The sequence below is a fragment of the Pseudomonas sp. FSL R10-2189 genome, assembly GCF_009600325.1.
In the GTDB taxonomy this organism is placed as follows: domain Bacteria; phylum Pseudomonadota; class Gammaproteobacteria; order Pseudomonadales; family Pseudomonadaceae; genus Aquipseudomonas; species Aquipseudomonas helleri.
On sequence record NZ_WIVZ01000018.1, the window covers coordinates 64800 to 89601 of the forward strand.

Here is a 24802-nt window from a genome sequence, read left to right on the forward strand (position 1 = left end):
AGCTTGCCTCGCGAGCTTTTAAACGATCAAAAGATCGCGAGGCAAGCTCGCTCCTACAGAGGTTCACCTTCTGGAGGCACTATGACCCAAGCCCCACTCTCCACTGCCGAGTTCGAAGCCGCGCTGCGGGCCAAAGGCGCGTATTACCACATCTATCACCCGTATCAGGTGGCGATGTATGAAGGCCGCGCGACCCGCGAACAGATCCAGGGCTGGGTCGCCAACCGCTTCTATTACCAGGTCAACATCCCGCTCAAAGACGCCGCCATCCTGGCCAACTGCCCGGACCGCGAAGTCCGCCGCGAGTGGATCCAGCGCCTGCTCGACCACGACGGCGCCCCCGGCGAAGACGGTGGCATCGAAGCCTGGCTGCGCCTGGGCCAGGCCGTGGGTCTGGACCCGGACCAGTTGCGCTCCCAGGAGCTGGTGCTGCCCGGCGTGCGCTTTGCGGTCGACGCTTACGTCAACTTCGCCCGTCGCGCCACGTGGGAAGAAGCCGCCAGCAGCTCGCTGACCGAAATGTTTGCCCCGCAGATCCACCAGTCACGCCTCGACAGCTGGCCGCAGCATTACCCGTGGATCGACCCGGCCGGTTATGAATACTTCCGCACCCGCCTGGGCCAGGCGCGCCGCGACGTTGAGCATGGCTTGGCGATCACCCTGCAGCACTACACCACCTACGCGGGTCAGCAACGCATGCTTGAGATTCTCCAGTTCAAACTGGACATTTTGTGGAGCATGCTCGACGCCATGACCATGGCCTACGAGCTGGACCGCCCGCCCTATCACAGCGTGACCGACCAACGTGTCTGGCACAAAGGAATCGCCCTATGAGTTTCGATCGCAGCAAAACCCCGACCTGGCGCCAGGGCTATCGTTTTCAGTACGAACCCGCGCAAAAAGGCCATGTGCTGCTCTACCCCGAAGGCATGATCAAACTCAACGAGAGTGCCGCCCTGATCGGTGGCCTGATCGACGGCGAGCGCGACGTGGCGGCGATCATCGCCGCACTGGACGCGCAGTTCCCCGGCGTGCCGGAGCTGGGCGATGACATCGAGCAATTTATGGAGGTCGCACGTGCACAGCACTGGATCGAACTTGTCTGACAGACCGCTGGCGCTGCCGCCCAAACCCGAGGTCGGCCTGCCGCTTTGGCTGCTCGCCGAGCTGACGTATCGCTGCCCGCTGCAATGCCCGTATTGCTCCAACCCGCTGGACTTCGCCCAGCAAGGCAAAGAGCTGAGCACCGAGCAATGGGTCAAAGTGTTTCGTGAAGCGCGGGAAATGGGTGCAGCACAGTTGGGTTTTTCAGGCGGCGAGCCGCTGGTGCGTCAGGACTTGGCCGAGCTGATCGGAGAGGCCCGCACACTGGGTTTTTACACCAACCTGATCACCTCCGGCATCGGTCTCACTGAGCAAAAAATCAGCGACTTCAAAAAGGCCGGACTGGACCACATCCAGATCAGCTTCCAGGCCAGCGACGAGCAAGTGAACAACCTGCTCGCGGGCTCGAAAAAGGCCTTCGCGCAAAAGCTCGAAATGGCCCGCGCGGTCAAAGCCCACGGCTACCCGATGGTGCTGAACTTCGTCACCCATCGGCACAACATCGACAAAATCGACCGCATCATCGAGCTGTGCATCGCCCTCGAAGCCGACTTTGTCGAGCTGGCGACCTGTCAGTTCTACGGCTGGGCGCAGCTCAACCGGGTGGGCCTGCTGCCGACCAAAGAGCAATTGGTACGCGCCGAGCGCATCACCAACGAATACCGCGCCAAGCTCGAAGCACAAGGCCACCCGTGCAAGCTGATCTTCGTCACCCCGGACTACTACGAAGAGCGGCCAAAAGCCTGCATGAACGGCTGGGGCAGCATCTTCCTCACCGTGACCCCGGACGGCACCGCCTTGCCGTGCCACGGAGCTAGACAAATGCCGGTCGAGTTCCCTAACGTGCGTGACCACAGCATGCAACACATCTGGTACGACTCGTTCGGCTTCAATCGTTTTCGAGGCTATGACTGGATGCCCGAGCCTTGCCGCTCGTGCGACGAGAAAGAAAAGGACTTCGGCGGCTGCCGTTGCCAAGCCTTTATGCTCACCGGAGACGCCAGCAATGCGGACCCGGTGTGCAGTAAATCGCCGCAACACGACCTGATTCTCAAGGCGCGCGAGGAAGCCGAGCACGCCACCCAGACCATCGAACAATTGGCCTTCAGAAATGAACGAAACTCACGCCTCATCGCAAAAGGCTGAACCTTTCAGCGCCGCCCTCGCCGTTGCCGCCGGTGTCGATTTTGCCGAACTGCGGGTCGGCCCCCACGGCCTGTTCTGGAACGAGTACCGCCCGCAAGAAGGCGCCTGCCGCATTTGGCACTGGCGCGATGAGCAGGCGCATTGCCTGACCCCCGCCACCTTCAGCGTGAGCAGCCGGGTGTATGAATATGGCGGGGGTTCTTTTTGCCTCAGCGATGACGGCGTGGTGTTCGTCAACGAAACCGATCAGCAACTGTACCAACAGGCCTTGGACGGCAGCGCACCGCACGCGCTGACCCACGGCACCTGCCGCTACGGCGACGTGCAGTTTGCCCACGGTCGGGTATTGGCCGTGGAAGAAGACGCCGCGCAGCACCGGCTGGTCAGCATCGACCTGAGCACCCGCCAGCGCCAGGTGCTGGCCGAAGGCGCCGACTTTTACGCCGCCCCTACGCTCAGCCCAAACGGCCAGTGCCTGGCCTGGATTGAGTGGAGCCGCCCGCACCAACCCTGGACCTCAACCCGCCTGATGCTCGCAGAAGGCCATCACCAGGGCCAGTGGAACCCCGCGCACTGCATTGCCGGGGACCTGAGCGAAGAGTCTCTGCAACAGCCACGCTTTGACGAACACAACCGCCTGTACTGCCTGACCGACCGTGGCGGCTTCTGGCAGCCATGGTCCGAGTCGGGCGAAGGCCTGGTGCCCGCGCAAAGCGCAGCGGCCGATCACGCCCCGGCGCCTTGGCAATTGGGCGGCCGGACCTGGCTGCCGCTGGGTGAGCAAAGTTACCTGGCCACCTGGACCGAAGCCGGTTTCGGACGCTTGGGCATTCACGCGGCTGACGGCAGCGTCGAAGACTTCACCGGCGACTACAGCCGGTTTCGCTGCCTGGCGCTGGATGATGCCTACCTCTATTGCATCGCCGCCTCCCCCGTCAGTCCGTCGGCGATCCTGCGCATTCGCCGCAGCGACAAACAGGTCCGCGTGCTGGCCGGTGGCGTGGCGCCGTTGCCCGCCGAACAGATCAGCCGCCCGCAGACCTTGCGCTACCCGTCCGGTAACGGCGAAGCCCACGGCTTCTTCTATCCGGCGATGCACGGCGAGGTTAAACCGCCCTTGGTGGTTTTCGTGCACGGCGGCCCGACATCCGCCTGCTACCCGATGCTCGACCCGCGTATTCAGTACTGGACCCAGCGCGGCTTTGCCGTGGCCGACCTCAACTACCGGGGCAGCACCGGCTATGGCCGCGACTATCGGCAAGCCTTGCACCTGAAATGGGGCGAAGTGGACGTTGAAGATGCCTGCGCGGTGGTCAGCTACCTGGCCGGGCAAGGGCTGATTGATGGCGAAAAAGCCTTTATTCGCGGCGGCAGCGCGGGCGGCTACACCACCCTGTGTGCGCTGGCGTTCAAAGATGTATTTCGTGGCGGTGCCAGCCTGTATGGCGTCAGCGACCCGATTGCGCTGACACGCAGCACCCACAAGTTTGAAGGCGACTACCTCGATTGGCTGATCGGCGACCCTGTGCGCGATGCCGAGCGTTACGCTGCGCGCACGCCGTTGCTGCACGCCGGGCAAATCCGCGTGCCGGTGATCTTCTTTCAAGGAGAACTGGACGCCGTGGTCGTGCCACAGCAAACCCGCGACATGCTCAAGGCCCTGGAAGACAACGGCATCCCGGCCAAAGCGTATTACTACCCGCAAGAACGCCACGGCTTTCGCACAGCCAGCAACCAGGCCCACGCGCTCGAGCACGAATGGCTGTTCTACAGCGAACTGCTAAACCCCTGAAACCCCAAAACCCCTGTAGGAGCGAGCTCGCCTCGCGATCTTTTGATCTTTAAAAGCTCGCGAGACAAGCTCGCTCCTACAGACGGCGGGTCAATTCGAACGCTTGGCGATGATGTACACCGCGTGCACGATCCCCGGGATGTAACCGCACAGGGTCAGCAAGATGTTCAACCAGAATGCCCCGCCAAACCCCACCTGCATGAACACGCCCAATGGCGGCAGCAAAATGGCAATGATGATCTTCAGAAATTCCATACGCTCGGCTCCCAATCCTTAACGGGCTCACACGGCCCTTACCCTTAATCGACTCACCGGCCCGACAAAAGGTTCAGCGCAGACTTATCCACAGACAAAAAAACGCCCCGCGCCGAACGAAACAGGCACAGGGCGACGCGTTATACCGCGAGACGGTTCTTTAAATGGCGTTACGTCGCAACCGCACGACGGCAGTGCAACTGCGCCGTACGCACGCGGGCAAAGGCCCGAGCCAGACGCAGCAACATCTCGTCGATGTTGCCTTTGCTCACGCACAACGCCGGGGTAAAGCGCAGGCAATTGGGCTGCGGGGCGGTGATCAACAGCCCTTCGTACAGCGCAGCTTTAACCACGTCCTCGGCCGAGTCATCCGACAAGGTCAGGCCCCAAAACAAACCCTGACCGCGCAATTCACCCTGTGCATAACTATTGGCCAGTCGCCCCAGCCCTTCGCGCAGGTACTGGCCCGCGTCGCGCACCTGCGCCAGAAAATCTTTTTCCAGAATCGTGTCGAGCACCGCCACACCGGCTGCGGTCATCAACGCGTTGCCGTGGTGGGTGCCGCCGAGCTCGCCGGGCTCCAGGCAGCATGCCTTGCCACGGGCCAGCAATGCGGCCAACGGCACGCCGCCGCCCAGGCCTTTGCCCAGGGTAACGATGTCGGCGCGCACGCCGTAGTTCTGCTCTGCCAGCAACGAACCGCAGCGGCCCATGCCGGTCTGGACCTCATCCAGAATCAGCAAAATACCCAGCTCGCGGCACAGGCGCTCGACGCCCTTGAGGTAATGCTCGGTCGCCGGAATCACCCCCGCATCGCTCTGCACCGGCTCCAGCATGATGGCCACGGTCTGTGCATCCACCGCCGCGTGCAGCGCAGGCAAGTCGTTAAACGGTACGTTGATAAAGCCTGGCAGTTGCGGCTCAAAGCGGTTGTCGAAGGTGCCGCTGCCCGAAGCCGACATCGCGCCGAAGCTGCGACCGTGGCAGCTGCGCGTTGCAGTGATGATCCGGTGGGCGCCGTTACGGTGCAGTTGGCCCCACTTGCGCGCCAGCTTGATCGCGCCTTCGTTGGCCTCGGCCCCGGTGTTTAAAAAGTGCACCTGATCGCTGCCCGTGCTGTGGCACAAGCGCTCGGCCAGGGTCAGCATGGCGCGGTTATAAAAACCTGCGCCGGGGTTCATCAATGACTGGGCTTGTTCCGTCATGGCCTTGACCAGCACCGCCGGGCTGTGGCCCAGGCTGTTCACGGCACCCCCCTGGGTGAAGTCGAGGTACGCACGGCTCTCGCTGTCCCACATCCAGGAACCCTGGCCACGCACAAACACCTGCGCCGGGCGTTCTACGCTGGGCATCAGGCAAAAGCGGGCTTCGGGGGTGCTCTCATGCGCGGGGGCAGGCTCCGCCACGGGTTGAGCAAGATGGGCTTGGGGGCGACGCAAGTTAAACAGGTTCATGCACGCAGGCCTTGTGTTCATAAGCAGATTCGATTTGCAACCGCCCCGGCACGGCCCGGGCGCTAAAACCTCTGACGGGTTTTTAGCCTTGCCTATGTAAATAAGCGCGCCACCGGTACGGTTTATCGCGCGTTTTTGCTCGATAGCCCCAGTGGAACGGGCGTAGACTAGGCGCCCACAAGCCTTTGAGCTATTTCGTTTTTTAAGCATTTTCGATAAGTATTACTTATGGATTTCAAGCAACTGCGTTATTTCGTCGCGGTGTACGAAGAAGGCCATGTGGGCCGCGCTGCCGAGCGTCTGTCGATCTCCCAACCGGCGCTGTCACAGCAGATCCGCCAGCTCGAACACAACCTCGACGTGACCCTCTTCGAGCGCAGCAGCAAACGCCTGCTGCCCACCCTGGCCGCCCATACGCTGTACAACCACGCCTTGCCGCTGCTCGACGGCTTGCAGCGTGCGCGTGAAGCGTTGAGTAACTTTCAAGGCCATGCGCTGCGCACCATTGCCATTGGCGTACTGCAAACCGTGCACACCAGCCTGGTGCCGCAAATGCTCGAGCGCGTGCGTCAGGCACAGCCGCATTTGGTGGTACAGATTTACGAATTGACCGGCATGGAGATCGAACGGCGCCTGCTCAATGGCTCACTCGACATCGGCATCAGCTACCTGCCGCCACGCCAGCCGGGGTTGCATGGCACGCAGTTGTACGAAGACGAACTGCAACTGGTCATCCCGGCGGATCATCCATTGCGTGAATTTAAGAAGGTGTCACTGACACAGGCCGCCGAGTTGCCGATGTTGTTGCTCGGGGAAGAGTTTCAGGTGCGCCAGATCTGGCAAAACCAATTGGCCAGCCTGGGCCGTCGCCCGCAGGTGCAGGCCGAGTTGAACACCATGGCCGGGATACTCGACAGCTTGCTGCACACCAAGTTGGCGACCGTGCTGCCGGGGCGCTCGCGCCATGAGAATGACCATCAGGCGCTGCTCTGGAAACCCCTGAGCGAACCCCGCGTGCCGCTGAAAGTCGGCCTGGTGTGCCGCGACGTGCAGCGCCAGCAAGCCACCCTGGGGCTACTGCGCAGCCTGCTTGAAGACGTGATCCATTCGTAGTCGCTGCCGAAGGCTGCGAAGGGTTGCGGAGCAACCCGTTTTCTTGAGAGCGGGCGCAACGCCCATCGCAGCCTCGTGCCTCGACAGCGACTACAAGAAATAGGAATTTCAGGCGCACAAAAAAGAAAACCCCGCCTAAGCGGGGTTTTGCAGACTGTTTCCCTGACATCCTTTTCGCTCCACCATCCTGGCGGAATCCTACGTGTCCGTGTTGTTGCTTTGAGCTTCCTGCTCTACGTCCTTGAAACCAAGATTACCCATGGATCCAATTTGGCGATATGGGCGATTGGCAGCACGTAATGTAAGCAAAAGCTTACACAGGACTAAACACCTTAAAACTGGGCCTCATCCAGCAAATACAGCGACTCACTGCCCGCCTTGACCGAAGCACTCAACGAATGGATACGCGGCAATAAACGCGCGAAATAAAAGCGCGCAGTGCCCAGCTTGCTGGCATAGAACGCGTCATCCGCCTCTTTACCCTGCGCCGCACGGGCCATCAACGCCCACATGTAGGCATACGCGGTGTAGCCGAACACGTGCAGGTACTCCACCGACGCCGCGCCGATTTCATTCGGGTTGTGTTGTGCGCGGTCGAGTACCCAGGCGGTCAACTGGTCAAGGGTGTCCAGCGCAGCAGCCAACGGCTGGGTGAACTCGTTGAGGTCAGCCGGGGCCTGCGCGATGAACTGGCGGATCTCGTCAGCAAACACGCGGTAGTCAGCCCCGCGATTGCCGACGATTTTGCGCCCCATCAGGTCCAGCGCCTGAATGCCGTTGGTGCCTTCGTAGATCTGCGTGATGCGCACATCACGCACCAGTTGCTCCTGGCCCCACTCGCGAATGTAGCCATGGCCGCCAAACACTTGCTGGCCGTGCACAGTGGTTTCCAGCCCCAAGTCAGTCAGGAAGGCCTTGGCGACTGGCGTCAGCAACGCCACCAAACCATCAGCGCGAGCGCGGGCGGTTGGGTCTTCGCTGAACTTGGCGATGTCCAACTGATTGGCCACGTAAGTCGAGAACGCACGGCCGCCTTCGTTGGACGCCTTCATGGTCAGCAGCATGCGGCGCACGTCGGCGTGCACGATGATCGGGTCAGCCGCTTTGTCTTTAGCCTGTGCGCCGGTTGCCGCGCGCCCTTGCAGGCGATCACGGGCGTATTCCACGGCGTTCTGATACGAGCGCTCGCCCGAGGCCAGGCCCTGGATACCCACGCCCAGACGCTCGTAGTTCATCATGGTGAACATCGCCGCCAGACCACGGTTAGGCTCGCCCACCAGATAACCCACGGCTTCATCGAAGTTCATCACACAGGTCGACGACGCCTTGATGCCCATCTTGTGTTCGATCGAGCCGCAGAACACCGGGTTACGCTCACCCAGGCTGCCATCGGCGTTAACCAGCACCTTGGGCACCAGGAACAGCGAAATGCCTTTAGGCCCCGCCGGCGCGTCCGGCAGCTTGGCCAGTACCAGGTGGATGATGTTTTCGGTGAGGTCGTGTTCGCCACCGGTGATAAAAATCTTGGTCCCGCTGACCTTGTACGAACCGTCTGCCTGCGGCTCGGCCTTGGTGCGGATCATCCCCAGGTCGGTCCCGGCGTGCGGCTCGGTCAAACACATGGAACCGGCCCACTCGCCCGAGTACATATTGGGCAGGTACGTGGCTTTGAGTTCTTCGCTGGCGTGGGCGTTGATCGACACACAGGCGCCTGAGGTGAGCATCGGGTACAGGCCAAATGCCAGGCTGGAAGAGTTGATCATTTCTTCGACCTGGGCCGACACCGCCTTGGGCATGCCCATGCCGCCGAACTCCGGGTTGCCACCCACGCCTACCCAACCGCCTTCAGCGTAGGTTTTATAGGCATCGACAAAACCGGCCGGCGTGGTCACCACGGAGTCATTCCAGTGGCAGCCTTCCTCGTCAGCCTCGCGGCTCAACGGGGCGACGCTCTTGGCGGTCACCTTGCCGGCTTCTTCGAGAATGGCTTCGACCGTTTCAGCATCAACGAACTCGGCCAATGCAGGCAGTTGCGCCCAGAGAGCAGCAACTTCGAACACTTCATTGAGGACGAAGCGCATATCACGCAGCGGCGCTTTGTAATCAGCCATGGCAAACCTCGTAATCTGTAAACGACGATTAATGTGGGACGCAGTCTAGCTTAACGACGCGAGCGATACATAGGGTCAAGCAGTGACTTATATTTATAATTTGGTCACTATTTGTAGGAGCGAGCTTGCCTCGCGATCTTTTGATCTTTAAAAGATCGCGAGGCAAGCTCGCTCCTACAGGGGATAAACCAAAAAAGCCGCTTTCCCGAAGGAGAAGCGGCTTTTCAAGGTGACTCACCGGGGCTTAGTAGCCCAGGTCGAAGTCTTCTTCTTTCATGTCCATCAGGTTGGCAGCACCCGACAACATGGCCGCAACGTGTGTGCGGGTACGCGGCAGGATGCGCTGGAAGTAGAAGCGCGCAGTCTGCAGCTTGGCGTTGTAGAAGGCTTCTTCAGAAGTGCCCTCGGCCAGTTTTGCAGCCGCCAGACGCGCCATGTCAGCCCAGAAGTACGCCAGGCACGCATAACCGGAATACATCAGGTAGTCGACCGAGGCCGCACCCACTTCTTCGCGGTCTTTCATGGCCGCCATACCGACCTTCATAGTCAGCTCGCCCCACTCTTTGTTCAGTGCAGCCAACGGGGCGACGAACTCTTTAACCGCTTCGTTGCCTTCGTTGTTCTGGCAGAACTTGTGGACGATTTTGGTGAAGCCCTTGAGCGCTTCGCCTTGAGTCATCAGCACTTTACGGCCCAGCAGGTCGAGAGCCTGGATGCCGGTGGTGCCTTCGTACAGCATCGAAATGCGGCTGTCGCGAACGTTCTGCTCCATGCCCCACTCAGCGATAAAGCCGTGGCCGCCGTAGATTTGCACGCCGTGGTTAGCGGCTTCGAAGCCCACTTCGGTCATGAACGCTTTCGCAATCGGCGTCATGAACGCCAGCAGCGCGTCGGCTTTTTTCTTCTCTTCTTCGTCAACGCCGTATTTCACGATGTCGACTTGCTTGGCGGTGAAATACACCATGGCGCGGTTGCCTTCAGCGAACGCCTTGGTGGTCAGCAGCATGCGACGCACGTCCGGGTGAACGATGATCGGGTCAGCCGCTTTTTCAGGGACTTTAGGGCCGGTCAGCGAACGCATTTGCAGACGGTCACGGGCATATTTCAAGCCGCCCTGGAAGGCGATTTCAGCGTGGGACAGACCTTGCAGTGCGGTGCCCAGACGTGCGGTGTTCATGAAGGTGAACATACAGTTCAGGCCTTTGTTCGGCGGGCCGATCAAGAAGCCGGTGGCGCCGTCAAAGTTCATCACGCAGGTGGCGTTACCGTGGATGCCCATTTTGTGCTCAAGCGAGCCACAGGAAACAGCGTTGCGCTCGCCCAGGGTGCCGTCGGCGTTAGCCTTGAACTTGGGCACGATGAACAGCGAGATACCTTTGGTGCCAGCCGGAGCATCCGGCAGGCGGGCCAGTACGATGTGGACGATGTTGTCGGCCATGTCGTGTTCACCGGCCGAGATAAAGATCTTGGTGCCAGAAATCTTGTACGAGCCATCAGCCTGAGGCTCAGCCTTGGTGCGCAGCAGGCCCAGATCGGTACCGCAATGCGATTCGGTCAGGCACATGGTGCCGGTCCACTCGCCGGTTACCAGCTTGGTCAGGTAGGTGTTTTGCTGCTCAGGGGTACCGTGCTCGGAGATGGTGTTCATCGCGCCGTGCGACAGGCCCGGGTACATGCCCCACGACCAGTTGGCCGCACCGACCATTTCACTCACCGCCAGACCCAGGGACTCCGGCAGGCCCTGGCCGCCGTGGTCGACGTCGTGGGCCAGGCTTGGCCAGCCGCCTTCAACGAATTGTTTGTAGGCTTCTTTAAAGCCTGTCGGCGTTTTAACCCCGGATTCACTCCAGGTGCAGCCTTCGATGTCACCCACGCGGTTCAGCGGTGCCAACACCTGCTCACAAAACTTGGCGCCTTCTTCAAGAATGGCGTCAACCATATCTGGCGTAGCGTCCTGGCAAGCCGGCAGGCTCTGATAGTGCGCTTCGTAACCGAGCAGTTCGTCACGAACGAAGCGAATATCACGCAAGGGGGCCTTGTAATCAGGCATAGCGATAAACCTCTGCTGATGAATCCGGGGATGAACAACCGCGTAGATTTGTTATTGCGGTCAAACAGGTGTTTGAAACATACGTTTACGCCCATTTGTTGTCAAGCAGCGCGAAGCCTCCGTTCGTCTTGGTACGAACAGATCACAGAGAGTAGAAGTTTCATCGAATCCTGTAGGAGCGAGCTCGCCTCGCGATCTTTTGATCTTTAAAAGATCGCAAGACAAGCCCGCAGCTTAGGACTCAGTCCAGCAAGTCCAGCTGCAAGTGCTCAGCCACCGCTTGTGCCGAGGCCGTTTTGAGTTTGGGCACGCGGCCCAGGCAAGGGGCCGGCAGGCGCTCGGCCAGGGTGGCGAGGTTCTCTTCAAGGCGCGCTGTTTTCGGGCCAATGATATTAGCCACCCAACCCGCCAGTTGCAGGCCGTCTCGGGCGATGGCTTCGGCGGTCAACAAGGCATGGCTGATGCACCCCAGGCGCACGCCGACCACCAGAATCACTGGCAGGTCGAGGGCCTGCGCCAGGTCCGACAAACTGTCTTGCCCCGACAGCGGGACTCGCCAGCCTCCCGCCCCTTCAATCAAGGTGAAGTCGGCCTGCTGGGCCAGCACATGGCGCATGGGCGCCAGCAAGGTCTGCACATTGACCACCTGGCCGGCTTCACGCGCCGCGATGTGCGGGGCGATGGGCGGCTCAAAAGCCACCGGGTTGACTTCGTCATAGGTCAGCGTCACAGAACTCACGGCCATCAATGCCAGCGCGTCGGCATTGCGCAGCCCTTGCGGGGTGATCTCACAGCCCGAGGCCACCGGCTTGCCAGCCACGGTGCTCAATCCGGCTTCGCGCGCGGCATACAACAAACCGGCGGCAATCGTGGTTTTGCCGACATCAGTGTCGGTTCCCGTAATGAAGTACGCTGGGCTCATCGCGTTTTCTCCAGGATGCCGTAGACCACCTGATAGGTTGCCGGTAGCCCTTGTGGCTGACGAAACTGCTCATAAGCGCTAACCAAAGCCTGCAGCCGCGCTCTGCCGGTCAACCCTTCCGGGCGACCCGGGTTCAGATTATGCGCACCCAATGCTTTCAATTCATGGGTCAGTTGGCGCACCTGTGCGTAGTGCAGCACATGGGGCTGACTCTGCAAGTCGAGCACGCGCATCGAGCTGTCAGCGCACAGCTGCTGATAGGTGGCAAATTCACGAAAGCGGTTCACATGGACTTGCCCGTCCACGGCTCGCCAACTGTCACGCAGCTCACTCAACGTGCCCACGCACAAGCTTGCAAACGCCATCACGCCACCGGGCTTCAGCACACGATGGGCTTCGCTGAGTACCTGCGCAAAATCACCGCACCACTGCAACGCCAGGCTGGAAAATATCAGGTCGCAACTGTCGGCTTGCAGCGGCAAGCTTTCGGCATCCCCGGCGATAAAATGCGTGGCGCCGCCCAAGGGCCGGGCGTACGCCAGCATGCCCTGAGCGATGTCCAGCGCCAGCCCTTCACGGTGGGGAAATTGCTGCGCCAGGGCCCGGCTGAAATAGCCCGTGCCGCTGCCCAGATCCAGCCAGCGCTGCGGCGCCAGATCAGCCGGTAAACGCGCCAGCAACGCATGCCCGACGTCACGTTGCAGTTCGGCCACGCTGTCGTAACTGGCCGCCGCACGCGAAAACGACACCGCCACCTGACGCTTGTCCGGCAGGTGGCCTGCACACGTTGCAACACTGAGATCAGTCATCGTCCAGCTCATGTAAAAAAGCCTGAATCGCGGCCGCCAGTTCGTGGGGCGCTTCCAGTAAAAAGGCATGACAGGCCTGTTCAATCAGACCCACTTCGACATCGGGCAACAGCGCCAGCAACGCCTCGGCCGCCGCCACCGGCACCAGCCCGTCGGTCCCGGCAAACAGGTGCAGTTGCGGCCCGTTGAAGGCTTGCAGTGCGGGGCGCACATCCAGTTGGCCCAGCAGTTCCAGCCCGGCCAACAAGGGTGCCGGCTGAGCTTTGGGGGCTGCGCCCAAGAGCAATTGCGCCATGGCGCGCGGGTCTGCCGCGCCTTGGCTACAAAGCAGGCCAAAGCGTTTGAAGGTGCTGTGCGGCGCTTCAGCGAAGCCTGAGATAAACGCCTCGAAGGTGGCGTTAGGCATTGCCGTTGGCCAGTCCTCACGGCTGACAAAACTCGGGTTGCTGGCCAAAGTGACCAGCCCGCAGCAGCGATCGCCACGGCGGGCGGCCAACTCACTGGCGAGCATCCCGCCCAGAGACCAGCCGCCCAGCCAGGCGTTGTCGGGAAGATTGGCGTCCAACTCGTCGAGCCAGTCGGCCAGTTGCGCAGACTCCAGCACCGGCAGCGGTTCAACCTCGACCCGCAAATGCTCATCCAGACCGCGCAAGGCTGCGGCCAACGGTTCCAGCGGGGAAATCCCCAAGCCCCAGCCGGGCAGCAAAATCAGACGATCACGCATGGTCGGGCTCCAGCTTTCGCCAACAGTCATCCAGTGCGCTTAACAATAGCTGCACCTGAGCCTCTGTGTGGGCCGCCGACAAGGTCACGCGCAACCGCGCACTGCCCGCCGGTACCGTCGGCGGGCGGATCGCGGTCACCAGCAAACCGCGCTCACGCAACATCGCAGACAAACGCAACGCCCGGCCACTGTCGCCAATCACGATCGGCTGGATCGGCGTAAAGCTGTCCATCAACTGCAAACCGATCTGCTCGGCGCCGCTGCGGAACTGGCGAATCAGGGTGTTCAGGTGTTCGCGGCGCCAGTGCTCGCTGCGCAACAGCTCAAGGCTTTTGAGGGTCGCGCAGGCCAGCGCGGGCGGCTGGCTGGTGGTGTAGATATAAGGCCGGGCGAACTGGATCAAGCTCTCGATCAGCTCTGCGCTGCCCGCCACAAACGCACCGCTGGTGCCGAACGCTTTGCCCAGCGTGCCCACCAGCACCGGCACGTCGTCCACGCCCAAGCCAAAATGCTCGGCAATCCCGCCGCCCTGCGCACCCAGCGGGCCAAAGCCGTGGGCATCGTCGACCATCAGCCAGGCGCCTTTGGCCTTGGCCTCACGGGCCAGGCTCGGCAAGTCGGCCACATCGCCGTCCATGCTGAACACGCCGTCGGTGACCACCAAAGTGTTGCCGCAGGCTTTCTCCAGACGCTTGGCCAGGCTGGCCGCGTCGTTGTGCAAATAGCGGTTGAAGCGCGCGCCGCTGAGCAAACCGGCATCCAGCAACGAGGCGTGATTGAGACGGTCTTCGAGCACCGTATCGCCCTGCCCGACCAGGGCGGTGACCGCCCCCAGATTGGCCATATAACCATTGCTGAACAGCAGCGCACGCGGGCGCCCGGTGAACTCGGCCAGGGCTTCTTCCAGCGCGTGATGCGGGCCGCTGTGGCCGATGACCAAATGCGACGCCCCGCCGCCCACGCCCCAGCGGGACGCACCGGCCTGCCAGGCTTCGATCACCTGCGGGTGATTGGCCAAGCCCAAGTAGTCGTTATTGCAGAAGGCCAATAGAGGCTGACCATCGACCACCACCTGCGGCCCTTGCGGGCTCTCAAGCAATGGCCGTTGACGGTAAAGATTGTCGGCACGACGCGCAGCCAGACGGGCGCTTAAATCAAAAGACATGCTGGCCTCGGAAATGGATTGCACAAGACCTGTAGGAGCGAGCTCGCCTCGCGATCTTTTGATCGTTTAAAAGATCGCGAGGCAAGCTCGCTCCTACAGTTAAGAGGCTTACACCGCAGCGTTATAGAACTGTTCGCTGGATTTCTGCTCAATCAGCGCTTGCTCGATCGCCGCCTGATGCACTTCATCGGCGTGTTCCTGGCGGGCTTCGGGCAAGATGCCCAGGCGCGCAAACAGCTGCATGTCTTTGTCCGCCTGCGGGTTGGCGGTGGTCAGCAATTTGTCGCCGTAGAAAATCGAGTTGGCCCCGGCAAAGAACGCCAGCGCCTGCATTTGCTCGTTCATGGCTTCACGCCCGGCCGACAGGCGAACATGGCTTTGTGGCATCAAGATACGCGCCACGGCCAGCATGCGGATGAAGTCGAACGGATCGATGTCCTCGGCATTGGCCAGCGGCGTGCCCGCCACTTTCACCAGCATGTTGATCGGCACCGACTCCGGGTGCTCGGGCAGGTTAGCCAGCTGGATTAGCAGATTGGCGCGGTCGTCCAGCGACTCGCCCATGCCCAGAATGCCCCCGGAACAGATCTTCATCCCCGCATCGCGCACGTAGCTCAAGGTTTGCAGGCGTTCGCTGTAGGTACGGGTGGTGATGATGCTGGTGTAAAAGTCGGGCGAGGTGTCGAGGTTGTGGTTGTAGTAGTCCAGCCCCGCGTGCGCCAGCGCCGCCGTTTGCTCCTGATCGAGCTTGCCCAGGGTCATGCAGGTTTCCAGGCCCATGGCCTTCACGCCTTTGACCATTTCCAGCACGTAGGGCATGTCTTTGGCCGACGGGTGCTTCCAGGCCGCGCCCATGCAGAAACGCGTCGAGCCGATGGCTTTGGCCCGCGCCGCCTCTTCAAGCACCGCCTGCACCTGCATCAACTTCTCTTTTTCCAGCCCGGTGTTGTAGTGACCGGACTGCGGACAATATTTGCAATCTTCCGGGCAGGCCCCGGTTTTGATCGAAAGCAGCGTCGAAACTTGCACCCGATTGGCGTCGAAATGCGCGCGGTGCACGGTCTGCGCCTGAAAAAGCAGGTCATTGAACGGCTGGACAAACAACGCTCGAACTTCGGCTAAAGACCAATCATGTCGCAAGTTGGCATGGGTGCTGGCGCTCATCGGCGATTCTCTTGTTTATGCTGGGACTTGAACCTGAAGCAACCGCCTCAGGCACGGCACGGATGCGCAATATGTTTGAGGATGCTACATGACTTGTCAACCACGCTTGTTTAGCGTGGTTGACAAGTGGTTATTAATTAACCAAACGTGTTTAGTGTGCGATGAACGCACCGACACCCCGCTGCCACTCTGCGCGGCCTGCGAACTGGAGCTGCCCTGGCTGGGTGACCGTTGCGAGCGGTGCGCATTGCCGCTGCCAATGGCCGGGCTCACCTGCGGCCTGTGTATCAAGCACCCACCGGCCTACGAATCGGTGTACGCGCCGTGGGTGTACGGCTTCCCCATTGACAGTTTGATCATCCGCTTCAAGCACAACAGCCGCTGGCCGTATGGCCGCTTGTTGGCCGACATTCTCGGCCAATCGCTGCGTGATCGGTTCAACACTGGCGACCCTCAACCCGACTGTTTACTGCCGGTGCCGCTGTCCACCCAGCGCCTGCGCCAGCGCGGCTACAACCAGGCCGCCATGCTCGCCCAGTGGTTGAGCCGCTATTTGGGTATCCCGTGTCACGACGACTGGCTGCTGCGCCACCAAGACACCGCCGCGCAGCAGGCGCTGGACGCCAAGGCCCGCAAGCGCAACTTGCTCCACGCCTTCAGCCTGGCCCCGCAGGTTGACGTGCGCGGCCTGCACCTGGCGCTGGTGGACGACGTGCTGACCACTGGCGCCACCGCGCAAAGCCTGGCGCGCCTGTTGCGTCAGGCCGGCGCGCGACAGGTAGATGTGTATTGCCTGGCGCGCACGCCCAGGCCCGACGCGCCGCCTTGACGCCACGGGGCTGAGCAGGCACTTTCCGGGGCTCACCCTGCTTTGCGAATGACGCCCCCATGCAACTACCGACTTTGCTCACCCAGCACATCGCCCGCCGCCCGCAGCGCATTGCCTTGTTGCAGCACATCGCCGAGCAAGGCTCGATCACCCGCGCCGCCAAAAGCGCGGGCATCAGCTACAAAGCGGCGTGGGACAGCATCGACGAGCTGAACAACCTGGCGCAAACCCCGCTGGTTGAGCGCAGTGTGGGCGGCAAAGGCGGCGGCGGTGCGCGCCTGTCGGTGGCCGGGGAACGGGTGATGCGCCTCTATCAACGCCTGCAAGCCCTGCAAAGCCAAGTGCTGGACGCCGCCGAAGACGCCAGCGATCTCGACCTGCTGGGCCGCTTGATGCTCAGAACCAGCGCCCGCAACCAGTTGCACGGCAGCGTCAAAGCCATCCACAGCCATGGCCACAATGACCTGATAGAACTGCAACTGCCCGGCGGCCTGACACTGCACGCGCAAATCACCCACGACAGCACCCAGCGTCTGGAACTGGGCGTCGACACCCCGGTGGTGGCGTTGATCAAGGCGGGCTGGCTGCAACTGACGGCACCCGACCAGCCATTGATGGCTGGGCACAACCTGCTGCGCGGGCGCATCGAACAGATCCTCGACGCCGACGACAGCCCCAGCGAAGTGCGCATCAGCCTGCCCAGCGGCCAAACCTTGTGCGCCCTGAGCGAACCGCAACACCTCGAAACACTCAAGTTGGCGGTGGGCAGCGAGGTCAATGTGCAGTTTTCACCGACCCTGGTGTTGCTCGGCACACCCCTCTAACGGCCTTGTGGGAGCGGGCTTGCTCGCGATGCAGACACCTCGGTCGACCCTTTGACCGCACCGATGCCATCGCGAGCAAGCCCGCTCCCACACGTTTTCTGCAACACCACTGTCATAACCGCTGCTTAAGGTTGCGCAAAAACCTTAAAAGGCCTGCGCACTATGAACCTCCTGGATGATCAACACCCCACCGACCTTGAGCGCATCGTCGGCTTGAGTCGACGCGGGTTTATCAGCGCAGGCGCCCTATGCGGCGCGGCGATGTTTCTGGGTGGCAACCTGCTCAGCCGCAGCGCGCTGGCCGCCGGGGTCAGCTCGGCCGCAAGCCCCTTGCTGGGCTTTGCCAGCATCAATGCCGCCACCAGCGACAGCCTCAGCTTGCCACCCGGCTACCGCGCCTCGGTGTTGATCAGTTGGGGCCAGCCCCTGCACACCAACGGCCCGGCCTTTGACCCCAGCGGCAACGGCAGCGCCGACGCTCAGGAAGTGCAGTTTGGCGACAACAACGACGGCATGAGCCTGTTCGCCTTCCCCGACGACCCCAACCGCGCCCTGCTGGCGATCAACAACGAATACACCAATTACCGCTACCTGTACCCCCACGGCGGCTTGCCGACATCGGCCGAAGAGGTGCGCAAAGCACAAGCCAGCGAAGGCGTGTCGGTGATTGAAGTGCAGCGCAAAGGCGACGGCTGGCAGTTCGTCCAGGACTCGCCCTTTAACCGGCGCATCCACGGCAACACGCCGATCCGCCTCAGCGGCCCGGCCGAAGGGCACGCCTTGCTGCGCACCCAGGCCGACATCAATGGCGCCCGGGTACTGGGTACCTTCCAGAACTGCGCCAACGGCAAAACACCGTGGGGCACCTACCTCACCTGCGAAGAAAACTTCACCGACTGCTTTGGCAGCTCAGACCCCCAGCAGACCTTCGACGCCGCGCAAAAGCGCTATGGCGCCACACTCGCCAGCCGCGAGATCAACTGGCACCTGCACGACCCGCGCTTCGACCTGGCGACCAACCCCAACGAGCTCAACCGCCATGGCTGGGTGGTCGAAATCGACCCGTTCGACCCGAAGTCGTTGCCGGTCAAACGCACCGCGCTGGGCCGCTTCAAACACGAAAACGCCGCATTGGCACAGACCCGTGATGGCCGCGCCGTGGTGTACATGGGCGACGACGAACGCGGTGAGTTCATCTACAAGTTCATCAGCCGTGACCGCATCGACACCCACAACCCCAAGGCCAACCGTGACCTGCTGGACCACGGCACGCTGTATGTGGCGCGCTTCGATGCGGGCGACAAGCACCCCGATCATCCCAAAGGCCAAGGCCAGTGGATCGAACTGCGCCACGGCAAAAACGGCATCGACGCCAGCCAGGGTTTCGCCAACCAGGCCGAAGTACTGATCCACGCCCGGCTCGCGGGCAGCGTGGTCAACGCCACGCGCATGGACCGCCCGGAATGGATCGTGGTCAGCCCCAAAGACGGCCAGGTGTATTGCACCCTGACCAACAACGCCAAACGCGGCGAAGACGGCCAACCCGTCGGCGGCCCTAACCCGCGCGAAAAGAACGTTTACGGGCAGATCCTGCGCTGGAAAGCCCACAACGACGACCACGGCGCCGACAGCTTCGACTGGGACCTGTTTGTGGTCGCGGGCAACCCGGTGGTGCACCCAAAACAGCCCAAAGGCGGCTCGACCAACATCACCCCGCAGAACATGTTCAACAGCCCCGACGGCCTGGGTTTTGACGACGCCGGGCGCCTGTGGATCCTGACCGACGGCGACTACAGTAACAGCGGCGACTTCGCCGGCATGGGCAATAACCAAATGCTCTGCGCCGACCCCGACAGCGGTGAAATACGCCGTTTCATGGTCGGCCCGGTGGGCTGTGAAGTGACCGGCATCAGCTTCTCGCCGGATCAAAAAACCCTGTTCGTCGGTATTCAGCACCCCGGCGAAAACGGCGGCTCGACCTTCCCCGAACACCTGCCCAACGGCAAACCGCGCTCCTCGGTCATGGCCATCAGCCGCGAAGATGGCGGGATCGTCGGCGCTTAGCGATGGGCCTTTGCTGCTCGCGATCTTTTGCTCTTTTAAAAGATCGCGAGGCAAGCTCGCTCCTACAGGGGTCAGTCTGCGTTAACATGCTTGGCCGGACGCGGCAGCCTGCTGCGCGCAGGAGTCAGCATGTCTCATCCGTTCGCAACACTTACCCCTGATCTGGTGCTCGACGCCGTCGAAAGCATCGGTTTCCTCAGCGACGCCCGCGTGCTCGCCCTCAACAGTTACGAAAACCGCGTGTACCAGGTCGGTATCGAAGGCTCGGAGCCGCTGATCGCGAAGTTCTACCGCCCACAGCGCTGGACCAACGAGGCGATCCTCGAAGAACACCGCTTTACCTTCGAACTGGCCGACTGCGAAGTGCCGGTGGTGGCGCCGATCATTCATAACGGCCAAAGCCTGTTCGAACACCAGGGTTTTCGCTTTACCTTGTTCCCGCGACGCGGTGGCCGTGCCCCCGAGCCGGGCAACCTCGACCAGCTGTACCGCCTCGGCCAACTGCTCGGACGTCTGCATGCGGTGGGCGCCACCAAGCCTTTTGAACACCGCGAAGCCCTGGGCGTGAAGAATTTTGGCCATGACTCGCTGAACACCTTGCTCGAAGGCAACTTCATCCCGCGCAGCCTGTTACCGGCTTACGAGTCGGTGGCCCGCGATCTGCTCAAGCGTGTCGAAGACGTGTACGCCGCCACCCCGCACAGCAACATTCGCATGCACGGCGACTGCCACCCCGGCAACATGATGTGCCGCGACGAGGTGTTCCATATTGTCGACCTCGACGACTGTCGCATGGGCCCGGCGGTGCAAGATCTGTGGATGATGTTGGCCGGTGATCGCCAGGAATGCCTCGGCCAACTGTCCGAACTGATGGATGGTTACAGCGAGTTCCACGACTTCAACCCCCGTGAACTGGCCCTGATCGAACCCCTTCGCGCCTTGCGCCTGATGCACTACAGTGCCTGGCTGGCCCGCCGTTGGGACGACCCGGCGTTCCCGCACAGCTTCCCGTGGTTTGGCAGCGAGCGGTATTGGGGCGATCAGGTGCTGGCGTTGCGCGAACAACTCTCGGCGCTCAATGAAGAGCCGCTGAAACTGTTTTAAATTGGTGCCCTTTGTAGGAGCGAGCTTGCCTCGCGATCTTTTTAAAAGATCAAAAGATCGCGAGGCAAACTCGCTCCTACAGCACCCGTCATTTGCTTAAACAAGGATCCTGCATGCAAGCCGCCAACCCGCGTCGCGGGTACATTCTGGGCCTCAGCGCCTATGTCATCTGGGGCCTGTTCCCGCTCTATTTCAAACTGCTGGAAAGCGTGCCCGCCGCCGAGATTATCGTCAGCCGCGTGCTCTGGTCAGCGCTGTTTGGCTCGCTGCTGTTGCTGGTGTGGAAGCACCCCGGCTGGTGGCAAGAGCTGCGCGACAACCCCAAACGCCTCGCCGTGCTCAGCGGCAGCGGCCTGTTGATCGCCACTAACTGGCTGACCTATGTGTGGGCAGTGAACAACGACCGTATGCTCGAAGCCAGCCTGGGTTACTACATCAACCCGCTGGTCAACGTACTGCTCGGGATGTTGCTGCTGGGTGAGCGCCTGCGCCGCCTGCAATGGATTGCCGTGGGCCTGGCCGCCATCGGTGTGGCCGAGCAAGTGTGGCAAGCCGGCAGCCTGCCGTGGGTGTCGCTGGTGCTGGCGCTGACCTTTGGCTTTTACGGGCTGATCCGCAAGCAGGCGCCGGTCAAGGCCTTGCCGGGGCTGGTGGTCGAAACCTGGATTCTGGTGCCCATCGCCATCGGCTGGCTGCTGATGCACCCCGAGGCCAACAGTGCCCACGCTGATTTCTGGGCCACCTCACAAGCCTGGCTGCTGGTGGCCGCAGGCCCGGCCACATTAATCCCGCTGGTGTGCTTCAACGCGGCCACGCGCCACCTGCCCTACACCACCATCGGCTTTATGCAGTACGTTGCGCCCACCCTGGTGCTGATTCTTGCCGTGTGGGTGTTTGGCGAACACTTGTCCGAGAGCACCCTGATCGCCTTTATGTTCATTTGGGCGGGCCTTGTGGTGTACAGCATTGACGCCTGGCTGAGCCTGCGCAAAAAAGCCTGACCTGAACCCCGTGGGAGCACGCCCGCTCCCACGGGGTTTTTATGGGCCTGCTTATAAAATTGTGTACTGTTTTTAGAATTATCTGGAACAACCTGCACTTTTCTTGAGAACATCCTGTTCTTCTACGTGACCGATAGCTTAATAAAAGTCGCAGAACGACGTAGTTAGTCTGATTTTCACATCGGCAAATGATCATGTAGTATGCCTCGGCGACCACTACATAATTGGCAACAAGGTCGGTCAATGCGTCTGCTTTACCCCGTATGACCCCGCTGCGGCGGTGTTTTGAGAAGCGCTCCAGGCTTTAAATAACAATGAGTGAGGCAAGCAATGACTGAACACGTTCACGTCGGTGGCCTGCAGGTCGCCAAAGTCCTGTTCGACTTCGTCAACAACGAAGCCATCCCCGGTACCGGCCTCAACGCCGACCAGTTCTGGGCCGGTGCCGATAAGGTCATTCATGACTTGGCCCCCAAGAACAAAGCACTGCTCGCCAAACGCGATGATTTGCAGGCGCGCATCGACGCCTGGCACCAGGCGCAGGCCGGTAAGGCCCATGACGCCGTGGCTTACAAAGCCTTCCTACAAGACATTGGGTATCTGCAGCCAGAAGCCGCAGATTTCCAGGCAACGACGCAAAACGTCGATGACGAAATCGCCCGCATGGCTGGCCCACAATTGGTGGTGCCGGTGATGAATGCGCGCTTTGCCCTCAACGCCTCGAACGCCCGCTGGGGTTCGCTGTACGACGCGTTGTACGGCACCGATGCCATCAGCGAAGCCGATGGCGCCGAAAAGGGCAAAGGCTACAACAAGGTCCGTGGCGACAAGGTGATTGCCTTCGCCCGCGCCTTTCTTGACGAAGCCGCGCCGCTGGCCAGCGGTTCGCACGTTGACTCCACGGCTTACGCCATCGTTGACGGCGCCTTGCAGGTCACCCTCAAAGGCGGCGCCAGCAGCGGCCTGCGCGACACCGCGCAACTGATCGGCTACCACGGCTCGGCTGCGGCACCGACCGCTGTATTGCTCAAACACAACGGCCTGCACTTCGAGATCCAGATCGACGCCACCAGCCCGGTCGGTAAAACCGATTCGGCAGGCGTCAAAGACGTGCTGATGGAAGCCGCGCTGACCACCATCATGGACTGCGAAGACTCGGTTGCTGCAGTCGACGCCGATGACAAAGTGGTGATCTACCGCAACTGGCTCGGCCTGATGAAGGGCAACCTGAGCGAGCAAGTGACCAAGGGCGGCGAAACCTTCACCCGCACCATGAACCCGGACCGCGAGTACACCGCGCCTAACGGCGGCACTGTCAGCCTGCATGGCCGTTCGCTGTTGTTCGTGCGTAACGTGGGCCACCTGATGACCATCGACGCGATCCTCGACAAGGACGGCAACGAAGTCCCTGAAGGCATCCTCGACGGCCTGCTGACTAGCCTCGCGGCCATCCACAGCCTCAACGGCCAGGCCTCGCGCAAAAACAGCCGCACCGGTTCGGTGTACATCGTCAAACCGAAAATGCACGGGCCTGACGAAGCCGCCTTCACCAACGAGCTGTTCGGGCGCATCGAAGACGTGCTCAAGCTGCCGCGCAACACGCTCAAAGTCGGGATCATGGACGAAGAGCGCCGCACCACCGTCAACCTCAAGGCGTGCATCAAAGCCGCCAGCGAGCGCGTGGTGTTCATCAACACCGGCTTCCTGGACCGTACCGGCGACGAGATCCACACCTCCATGGAAGCCGGGCCGATGGTGCGCAAGGCCGACATGAAAGCCGAGAAGTGGATTTCGGCCTACGAGAACAACAACGTCGACGTGGGTTTGAGCACCGGCCTGCAAGGCCGTGCGCAAATCGGCAAAGGCATGTGGGCCATGCCCGACCTGATGGCGGCGATGCTGGAACAGAAAATCGCTCACCCGCTGGCCGGCGCCAACACCGCCTGGGTACCGTCGCCGACCGCCGCCGCCTTGCACGCGCTGCATTACCACAAGGTCGACGTGTTCGCGCGCCAGGCCGAACTGGCCAAGCGCGCCCCGGCCTCGGTAGACGACATCCTGACCATTCCGCTGGCCGTGAACCCGCAGTGGACGCCTGAGCAGATCCAGAACGAACTGGACAACAACTCACAAGGCATTCTGGGTTACGTGGTGCGCTGGATTGATCAGGGCGTGGGCTGTTCGAAAGTGCCGGACATTCATGACGTCGGCCTGATGGAAGACCGTGCAACGCTGCGTATTTCCAGCCAGCACATCGCCAACTGGTTGCGTCACGGCATCGTCAGCGAGACCCAAGTGCTTGAAAGCCTCAAGCGCATGGCCCCGGTGGTTGACCGCCAGAACGCCAACGACGCGCTGTACCGTCCATTGGCACCGAACTTCGACAGCAACATCGCCTTCCAGGCGGCGGTCGAATTGGTGATCGAAGGCACTAAACAGCCAAACGGCTACACCGAGCCGGTGTTGCACCGTCGTCGTCGTGAGTTCAAGGCTAAAAACGGCCTGTAAAACCTCGTAACCCTGTAGGAGCCAACTTGCCTCGCGATCTTTTAGAAGATCAAAAGATCGCGAGCAAGCTCGCTCCTACAGGTTGAGGGTCCGCTTGATCAGGTCCAGCAGCTTGGGCGGGTCGATGGGCTTGAGCAGAAAGTCCAGCACGTTCAAGTGCATCGCTTCAATCGCGTCCCGCACCTCTGCATCCCCGGACATGATGATGATCGGCAGCTCAGCGCGTTCCGATTCGCGCACCTGGCGGATCAGGTGCAAGCCGTCGTGGGGCTCCATGCGCAAATCGGTCAGCATCAGGCCAATCGGCAAGGCTGAATCCAGCAGCGCCAGCGCCTGCGTGCCATTACTGGCAGTCGCGCAGTCAATCCCGTGCAGCGACAGCAGCTCTGCCAGCAACTCGCGAGCATACGGGTCATCTTCGACGATCAACACGCACTGCTCTGCCGGAGCAGGGGCATGCATCACCTCGCTCAAGAGTTCGCGTTCGGCGTCGGTCAGAATGTCGTGTTCGTTCATACCCGTCTCAAAAACTGCCCCCGGTTAAAAACCAAGCGGTTCAGTCAGTTATCCCGCAATGCGATCAATGTGCACCTAGCTAAGCCTATTTCCAAGTAGGGCCGGTCTGAAAAATGTAAAAAGCCCGCACGTTGTCGAAAAACACAG

21 protein-coding genes are annotated in these 24802 nt (G+C 61.3%); 11 read left to right on the plus strand and 10 right to left on the minus strand.

The annotated features are described in order from the left end of the window. Positions 1 to 81 precede the first annotated feature (81 nt). Genes pqqC through GHO32_RS14570 form a run of 4 tightly spaced genes read left to right on the plus strand, consistent with a single transcriptional unit; the run spans position 82 to position 4042 of the window. Positions 82 to 834 carry a pyrroloquinoline-quinone synthase PqqC gene (pqqC, locus tag GHO32_RS14555; RefSeq protein WP_048372266.1) on the plus strand — a complete coding sequence of 251 codons (753 nt, stop codon included), beginning with the start codon at positions 82 to 84 and terminating at the stop codon, positions 832 to 834. Continuing rightward, on the plus strand, positions 831 to 1106 hold the full coding sequence (gene pqqD, locus GHO32_RS14560; protein WP_048372268.1) for a pyrroloquinoline quinone biosynthesis peptide chaperone PqqD: 276 nt from the start codon (positions 831 to 833) through the stop codon (positions 1104 to 1106). The genes pqqC and pqqD overlap by 4 nt, the downstream gene beginning before the upstream one ends. Further along, positions 1078 to 2250, plus strand: coding sequence for a pyrroloquinoline quinone biosynthesis protein PqqE (gene pqqE / locus GHO32_RS14565; RefSeq protein WP_368668386.1), 1173 nt, complete (start codon positions 1078 to 1080; stop codon positions 2248 to 2250). The genes pqqD and pqqE overlap by 29 nt, the downstream gene beginning before the upstream one ends. Then, positions 2216 to 4042, plus strand: coding sequence for a S9 family peptidase (locus GHO32_RS14570; protein WP_153442866.1), 1827 nt, complete (start codon positions 2216 to 2218; stop codon positions 4040 to 4042). The genes pqqE and GHO32_RS14570 overlap by 35 nt, the downstream gene beginning before the upstream one ends. A 90-nt stretch (positions 4043 to 4132) precedes the next feature. On the opposite strand, the gene GHO32_RS14575 is transcribed toward GHO32_RS14570, so the two are convergent. Together GHO32_RS14575 and GHO32_RS14580 are read right to left on the minus strand one after the other, a co-directional pair. After that, positions 4133 to 4297 (minus strand): YqaE/Pmp3 family membrane protein, encoded by a 165-nt coding sequence (locus GHO32_RS14575; protein ID WP_048384917.1) that lies wholly within the window; start codon positions 4295 to 4297, stop codon positions 4133 to 4135. A gap of 170 nt (positions 4298 to 4467) precedes the next feature. After that, positions 4468 to 5751, minus strand: a complete 1284-nt coding sequence (locus tag GHO32_RS14580) for an aspartate aminotransferase family protein (RefSeq protein WP_153336727.1) — start codon at positions 5749 to 5751, stop codon at positions 4468 to 4470. 228 nt (positions 5752 to 5979) lie between these two features. Here GHO32_RS14580 and GHO32_RS14585 point away from each other — a divergent pair, with 228 nt between their 5' ends. Beyond that, positions 5980 to 6864 (plus strand): LysR family transcriptional regulator, encoded by an 885-nt coding sequence (locus GHO32_RS14585; RefSeq protein ID WP_153336728.1) that lies wholly within the window; start codon positions 5980 to 5982, stop codon positions 6862 to 6864. A gap of 332 nt (positions 6865 to 7196) precedes the next feature. Here the strand turns inward: GHO32_RS14585 and GHO32_RS14590 are convergent, their stop codons facing one another. The 7 genes from GHO32_RS14590 to bioB all read right to left on the minus strand — a co-directional run bounded on the left by GHO32_RS14590 (position 7197) and on the right by bioB (position 15809). After that, on the minus strand, positions 7197 to 8975 hold the full coding sequence (locus tag GHO32_RS14590) for an acyl-CoA dehydrogenase C-terminal domain-containing protein (RefSeq protein WP_153336729.1): 1779 nt from the start codon (positions 8973 to 8975) through the stop codon (positions 7197 to 7199). A 244-nt stretch (positions 8976 to 9219) separates the two neighbouring features. Further along, the gene (locus GHO32_RS14595; RefSeq protein WP_153336730.1) at positions 9220 to 11025 is read right to left on the minus strand and encodes a phenylacyl-CoA dehydrogenase; all 1806 of its coding nucleotides are present in this window, start codon (positions 11023 to 11025) and stop codon (positions 9220 to 9222) included. A gap of 241 nt (positions 11026 to 11266) precedes the next feature. After that, on the minus strand, positions 11267 to 11947 hold the full coding sequence (bioD, locus tag GHO32_RS14600; RefSeq protein WP_153336731.1) for a dethiobiotin synthase: 681 nt from the start codon (positions 11945 to 11947) through the stop codon (positions 11267 to 11269). After that, entirely contained in the window at positions 11944 to 12756 is an 813-nt protein-coding gene (gene bioC / locus GHO32_RS14605; RefSeq protein WP_123750886.1) for a malonyl-ACP O-methyltransferase BioC, read from the minus strand. The genes bioD and bioC overlap by 4 nt, the downstream gene beginning before the upstream one ends. Next, positions 12749 to 13480, minus strand: a complete 732-nt coding sequence (locus GHO32_RS14610; RefSeq protein ID WP_153336732.1) for an alpha/beta fold hydrolase — start codon at positions 13478 to 13480, stop codon at positions 12749 to 12751. The genes bioC and GHO32_RS14610 overlap by 8 nt, the downstream gene beginning before the upstream one ends. Continuing rightward, positions 13473 to 14645, minus strand: coding sequence for an 8-amino-7-oxononanoate synthase (gene bioF, locus GHO32_RS14615; RefSeq protein ID WP_153336733.1), 1173 nt, complete (start codon positions 14643 to 14645; stop codon positions 13473 to 13475). The genes GHO32_RS14610 and bioF overlap by 8 nt, the downstream gene beginning before the upstream one ends. Before the next feature lie 108 nt (positions 14646 to 14753). Further along, a complete protein-coding gene (gene bioB / locus GHO32_RS14620; RefSeq protein ID WP_048372289.1) occupies positions 14754 to 15809 on the minus strand; it encodes a biotin synthase BioB in 1056 nt (351 codons plus the stop codon). Positions 15810 to 15897: 88 nt separating this feature from the next. Between bioB and GHO32_RS14625 the strand changes: the two genes are divergently transcribed. The 6 genes from GHO32_RS14625 to GHO32_RS14650 all read left to right on the plus strand — a co-directional run bounded on the left by GHO32_RS14625 (position 15898) and on the right by GHO32_RS14650 (position 24139). Then, positions 15898 to 16638, plus strand: coding sequence for a ComF family protein (locus tag GHO32_RS14625; RefSeq protein WP_153338146.1), 741 nt, complete (start codon positions 15898 to 15900; stop codon positions 16636 to 16638). Between the two features lie 59 nt (positions 16639 to 16697). Continuing rightward, on the plus strand, positions 16698 to 17462 hold the full coding sequence (locus GHO32_RS14630) for a TOBE domain-containing protein (RefSeq protein WP_153336672.1): 765 nt from the start codon (positions 16698 to 16700) through the stop codon (positions 17460 to 17462). Positions 17463 to 17624: 162 nt separating this feature from the next. Beyond that, the gene (locus GHO32_RS14635; RefSeq protein WP_153336673.1) at positions 17625 to 19526 is read left to right on the plus strand and encodes a PhoX family phosphatase; all 1902 of its coding nucleotides are present in this window, start codon (positions 17625 to 17627) and stop codon (positions 19524 to 19526) included. 129 nt (positions 19527 to 19655) lie between these two features. Further along, a complete protein-coding gene (locus GHO32_RS14640; RefSeq protein ID WP_123750880.1) occupies positions 19656 to 20630 on the plus strand; it encodes a serine/threonine protein kinase in 975 nt (324 codons plus the stop codon). Positions 20631 to 20743: 113 nt separating this feature from the next. Next, positions 20744 to 21631: an EamA family transporter RarD gene (rarD, locus tag GHO32_RS14645; protein ID WP_153336674.1), complete on the plus strand. Its 888-nt coding sequence runs from the start codon at positions 20744 to 20746 to the stop codon at positions 21629 to 21631. A gap of 330 nt (positions 21632 to 21961) precedes the next feature. Then, positions 21962 to 24139, plus strand: coding sequence for a malate synthase G (locus tag GHO32_RS14650; RefSeq protein WP_153336675.1), 2178 nt, complete (start codon positions 21962 to 21964; stop codon positions 24137 to 24139). A gap of 75 nt (positions 24140 to 24214) precedes the next feature. On the opposite strand, the gene GHO32_RS14655 is transcribed toward GHO32_RS14650, so the two are convergent. Beyond that, positions 24215 to 24655: a response regulator gene (locus GHO32_RS14655; RefSeq protein WP_153336676.1), complete on the minus strand. Its 441-nt coding sequence runs from the start codon at positions 24653 to 24655 to the stop codon at positions 24215 to 24217. Positions 24656 to 24802: the final 147 nt, after the last annotated feature.

What these genes read in the sequence shown, in the direction of transcription:
- GHO32_RS14630 (WP_153336672.1), top strand. Translation starts at nt 16,698, where the DNA reads ATGCAACTACCGACTTTGCTCACCCAGCACATCGCCCGCCGCCCGCAG.
- GHO32_RS14595 (WP_153336730.1), bottom strand. Translation starts at nt 11,025, where the DNA reads ATGCCTGATTACAAGGCCCCCTTGCGTGATATTCGCTTCGTTCGTGAC.
- GHO32_RS14590 (WP_153336729.1), bottom strand. Translation starts at nt 8,975, where the DNA reads ATGGCTGATTACAAAGCGCCGCTGCGTGATATGCGCTTCGTCCTCAAT.
- bioF (WP_153336733.1), bottom strand. Translation starts at nt 14,645, where the DNA reads ATGTCTTTTGATTTAAGCGCCCGTCTGGCTGCGCGTCGTGCCGACAAT.
- GHO32_RS14580 (WP_153336727.1), bottom strand. Translation starts at nt 5,751, where the DNA reads ATGAACCTGTTTAACTTGCGTCGCCCCCAAGCCCATCTTGCTCAACCC.
- GHO32_RS14655 (WP_153336676.1), bottom strand. Translation starts at nt 24,655, where the DNA reads ATGAACGAACACGACATTCTGACCGACGCCGAACGCGAACTCTTGAGC.
- pqqC (WP_048372266.1), top strand. Translation starts at nt 82, where the DNA reads ATGACCCAAGCCCCACTCTCCACTGCCGAGTTCGAAGCCGCGCTGCGG.
- bioC (WP_123750886.1), bottom strand. Translation starts at nt 12,756, where the DNA reads ATGACTGATCTCAGTGTTGCAACGTGTGCAGGCCACCTGCCGGACAAG.
- bioB (WP_048372289.1), bottom strand. Translation starts at nt 15,809, where the DNA reads ATGAGCGCCAGCACCCATGCCAACTTGCGACATGATTGGTCTTTAGCC.
- GHO32_RS14610 (WP_153336732.1), bottom strand. Translation starts at nt 13,480, where the DNA reads ATGCGTGATCGTCTGATTTTGCTGCCCGGCTGGGGCTTGGGGATTTCC.
- GHO32_RS14575 (WP_048384917.1), bottom strand. Translation starts at nt 4,297, where the DNA reads ATGGAATTTCTGAAGATCATCATTGCCATTTTGCTGCCGCCATTGGGC.
- GHO32_RS14640 (WP_123750880.1), top strand. Translation starts at nt 19,656, where the DNA reads ATGTCTCATCCGTTCGCAACACTTACCCCTGATCTGGTGCTCGACGCC.
- rarD (WP_153336674.1), top strand. Translation starts at nt 20,744, where the DNA reads ATGCAAGCCGCCAACCCGCGTCGCGGGTACATTCTGGGCCTCAGCGCC.
- bioD (WP_153336731.1), bottom strand. Translation starts at nt 11,947, where the DNA reads ATGAGCCCAGCGTACTTCATTACGGGAACCGACACTGATGTCGGCAAA.
- GHO32_RS14625 (WP_153338146.1), top strand. Translation starts at nt 15,898, where the DNA reads ATGACTTGTCAACCACGCTTGTTTAGCGTGGTTGACAAGTGGTTATTA.
- pqqD (WP_048372268.1), top strand. Translation starts at nt 831, where the DNA reads ATGAGTTTCGATCGCAGCAAAACCCCGACCTGGCGCCAGGGCTATCGT.
- GHO32_RS14635 (WP_153336673.1), top strand. Translation starts at nt 17,625, where the DNA reads ATGAACCTCCTGGATGATCAACACCCCACCGACCTTGAGCGCATCGTC.
- GHO32_RS14585 (WP_153336728.1), top strand. Translation starts at nt 5,980, where the DNA reads ATGGATTTCAAGCAACTGCGTTATTTCGTCGCGGTGTACGAAGAAGGC.
- GHO32_RS14570 (WP_153442866.1), top strand. Translation starts at nt 2,216, where the DNA reads ATGAACGAAACTCACGCCTCATCGCAAAAGGCTGAACCTTTCAGCGCC.
- GHO32_RS14650 (WP_153336675.1), top strand. Translation starts at nt 21,962, where the DNA reads ATGACTGAACACGTTCACGTCGGTGGCCTGCAGGTCGCCAAAGTCCTG.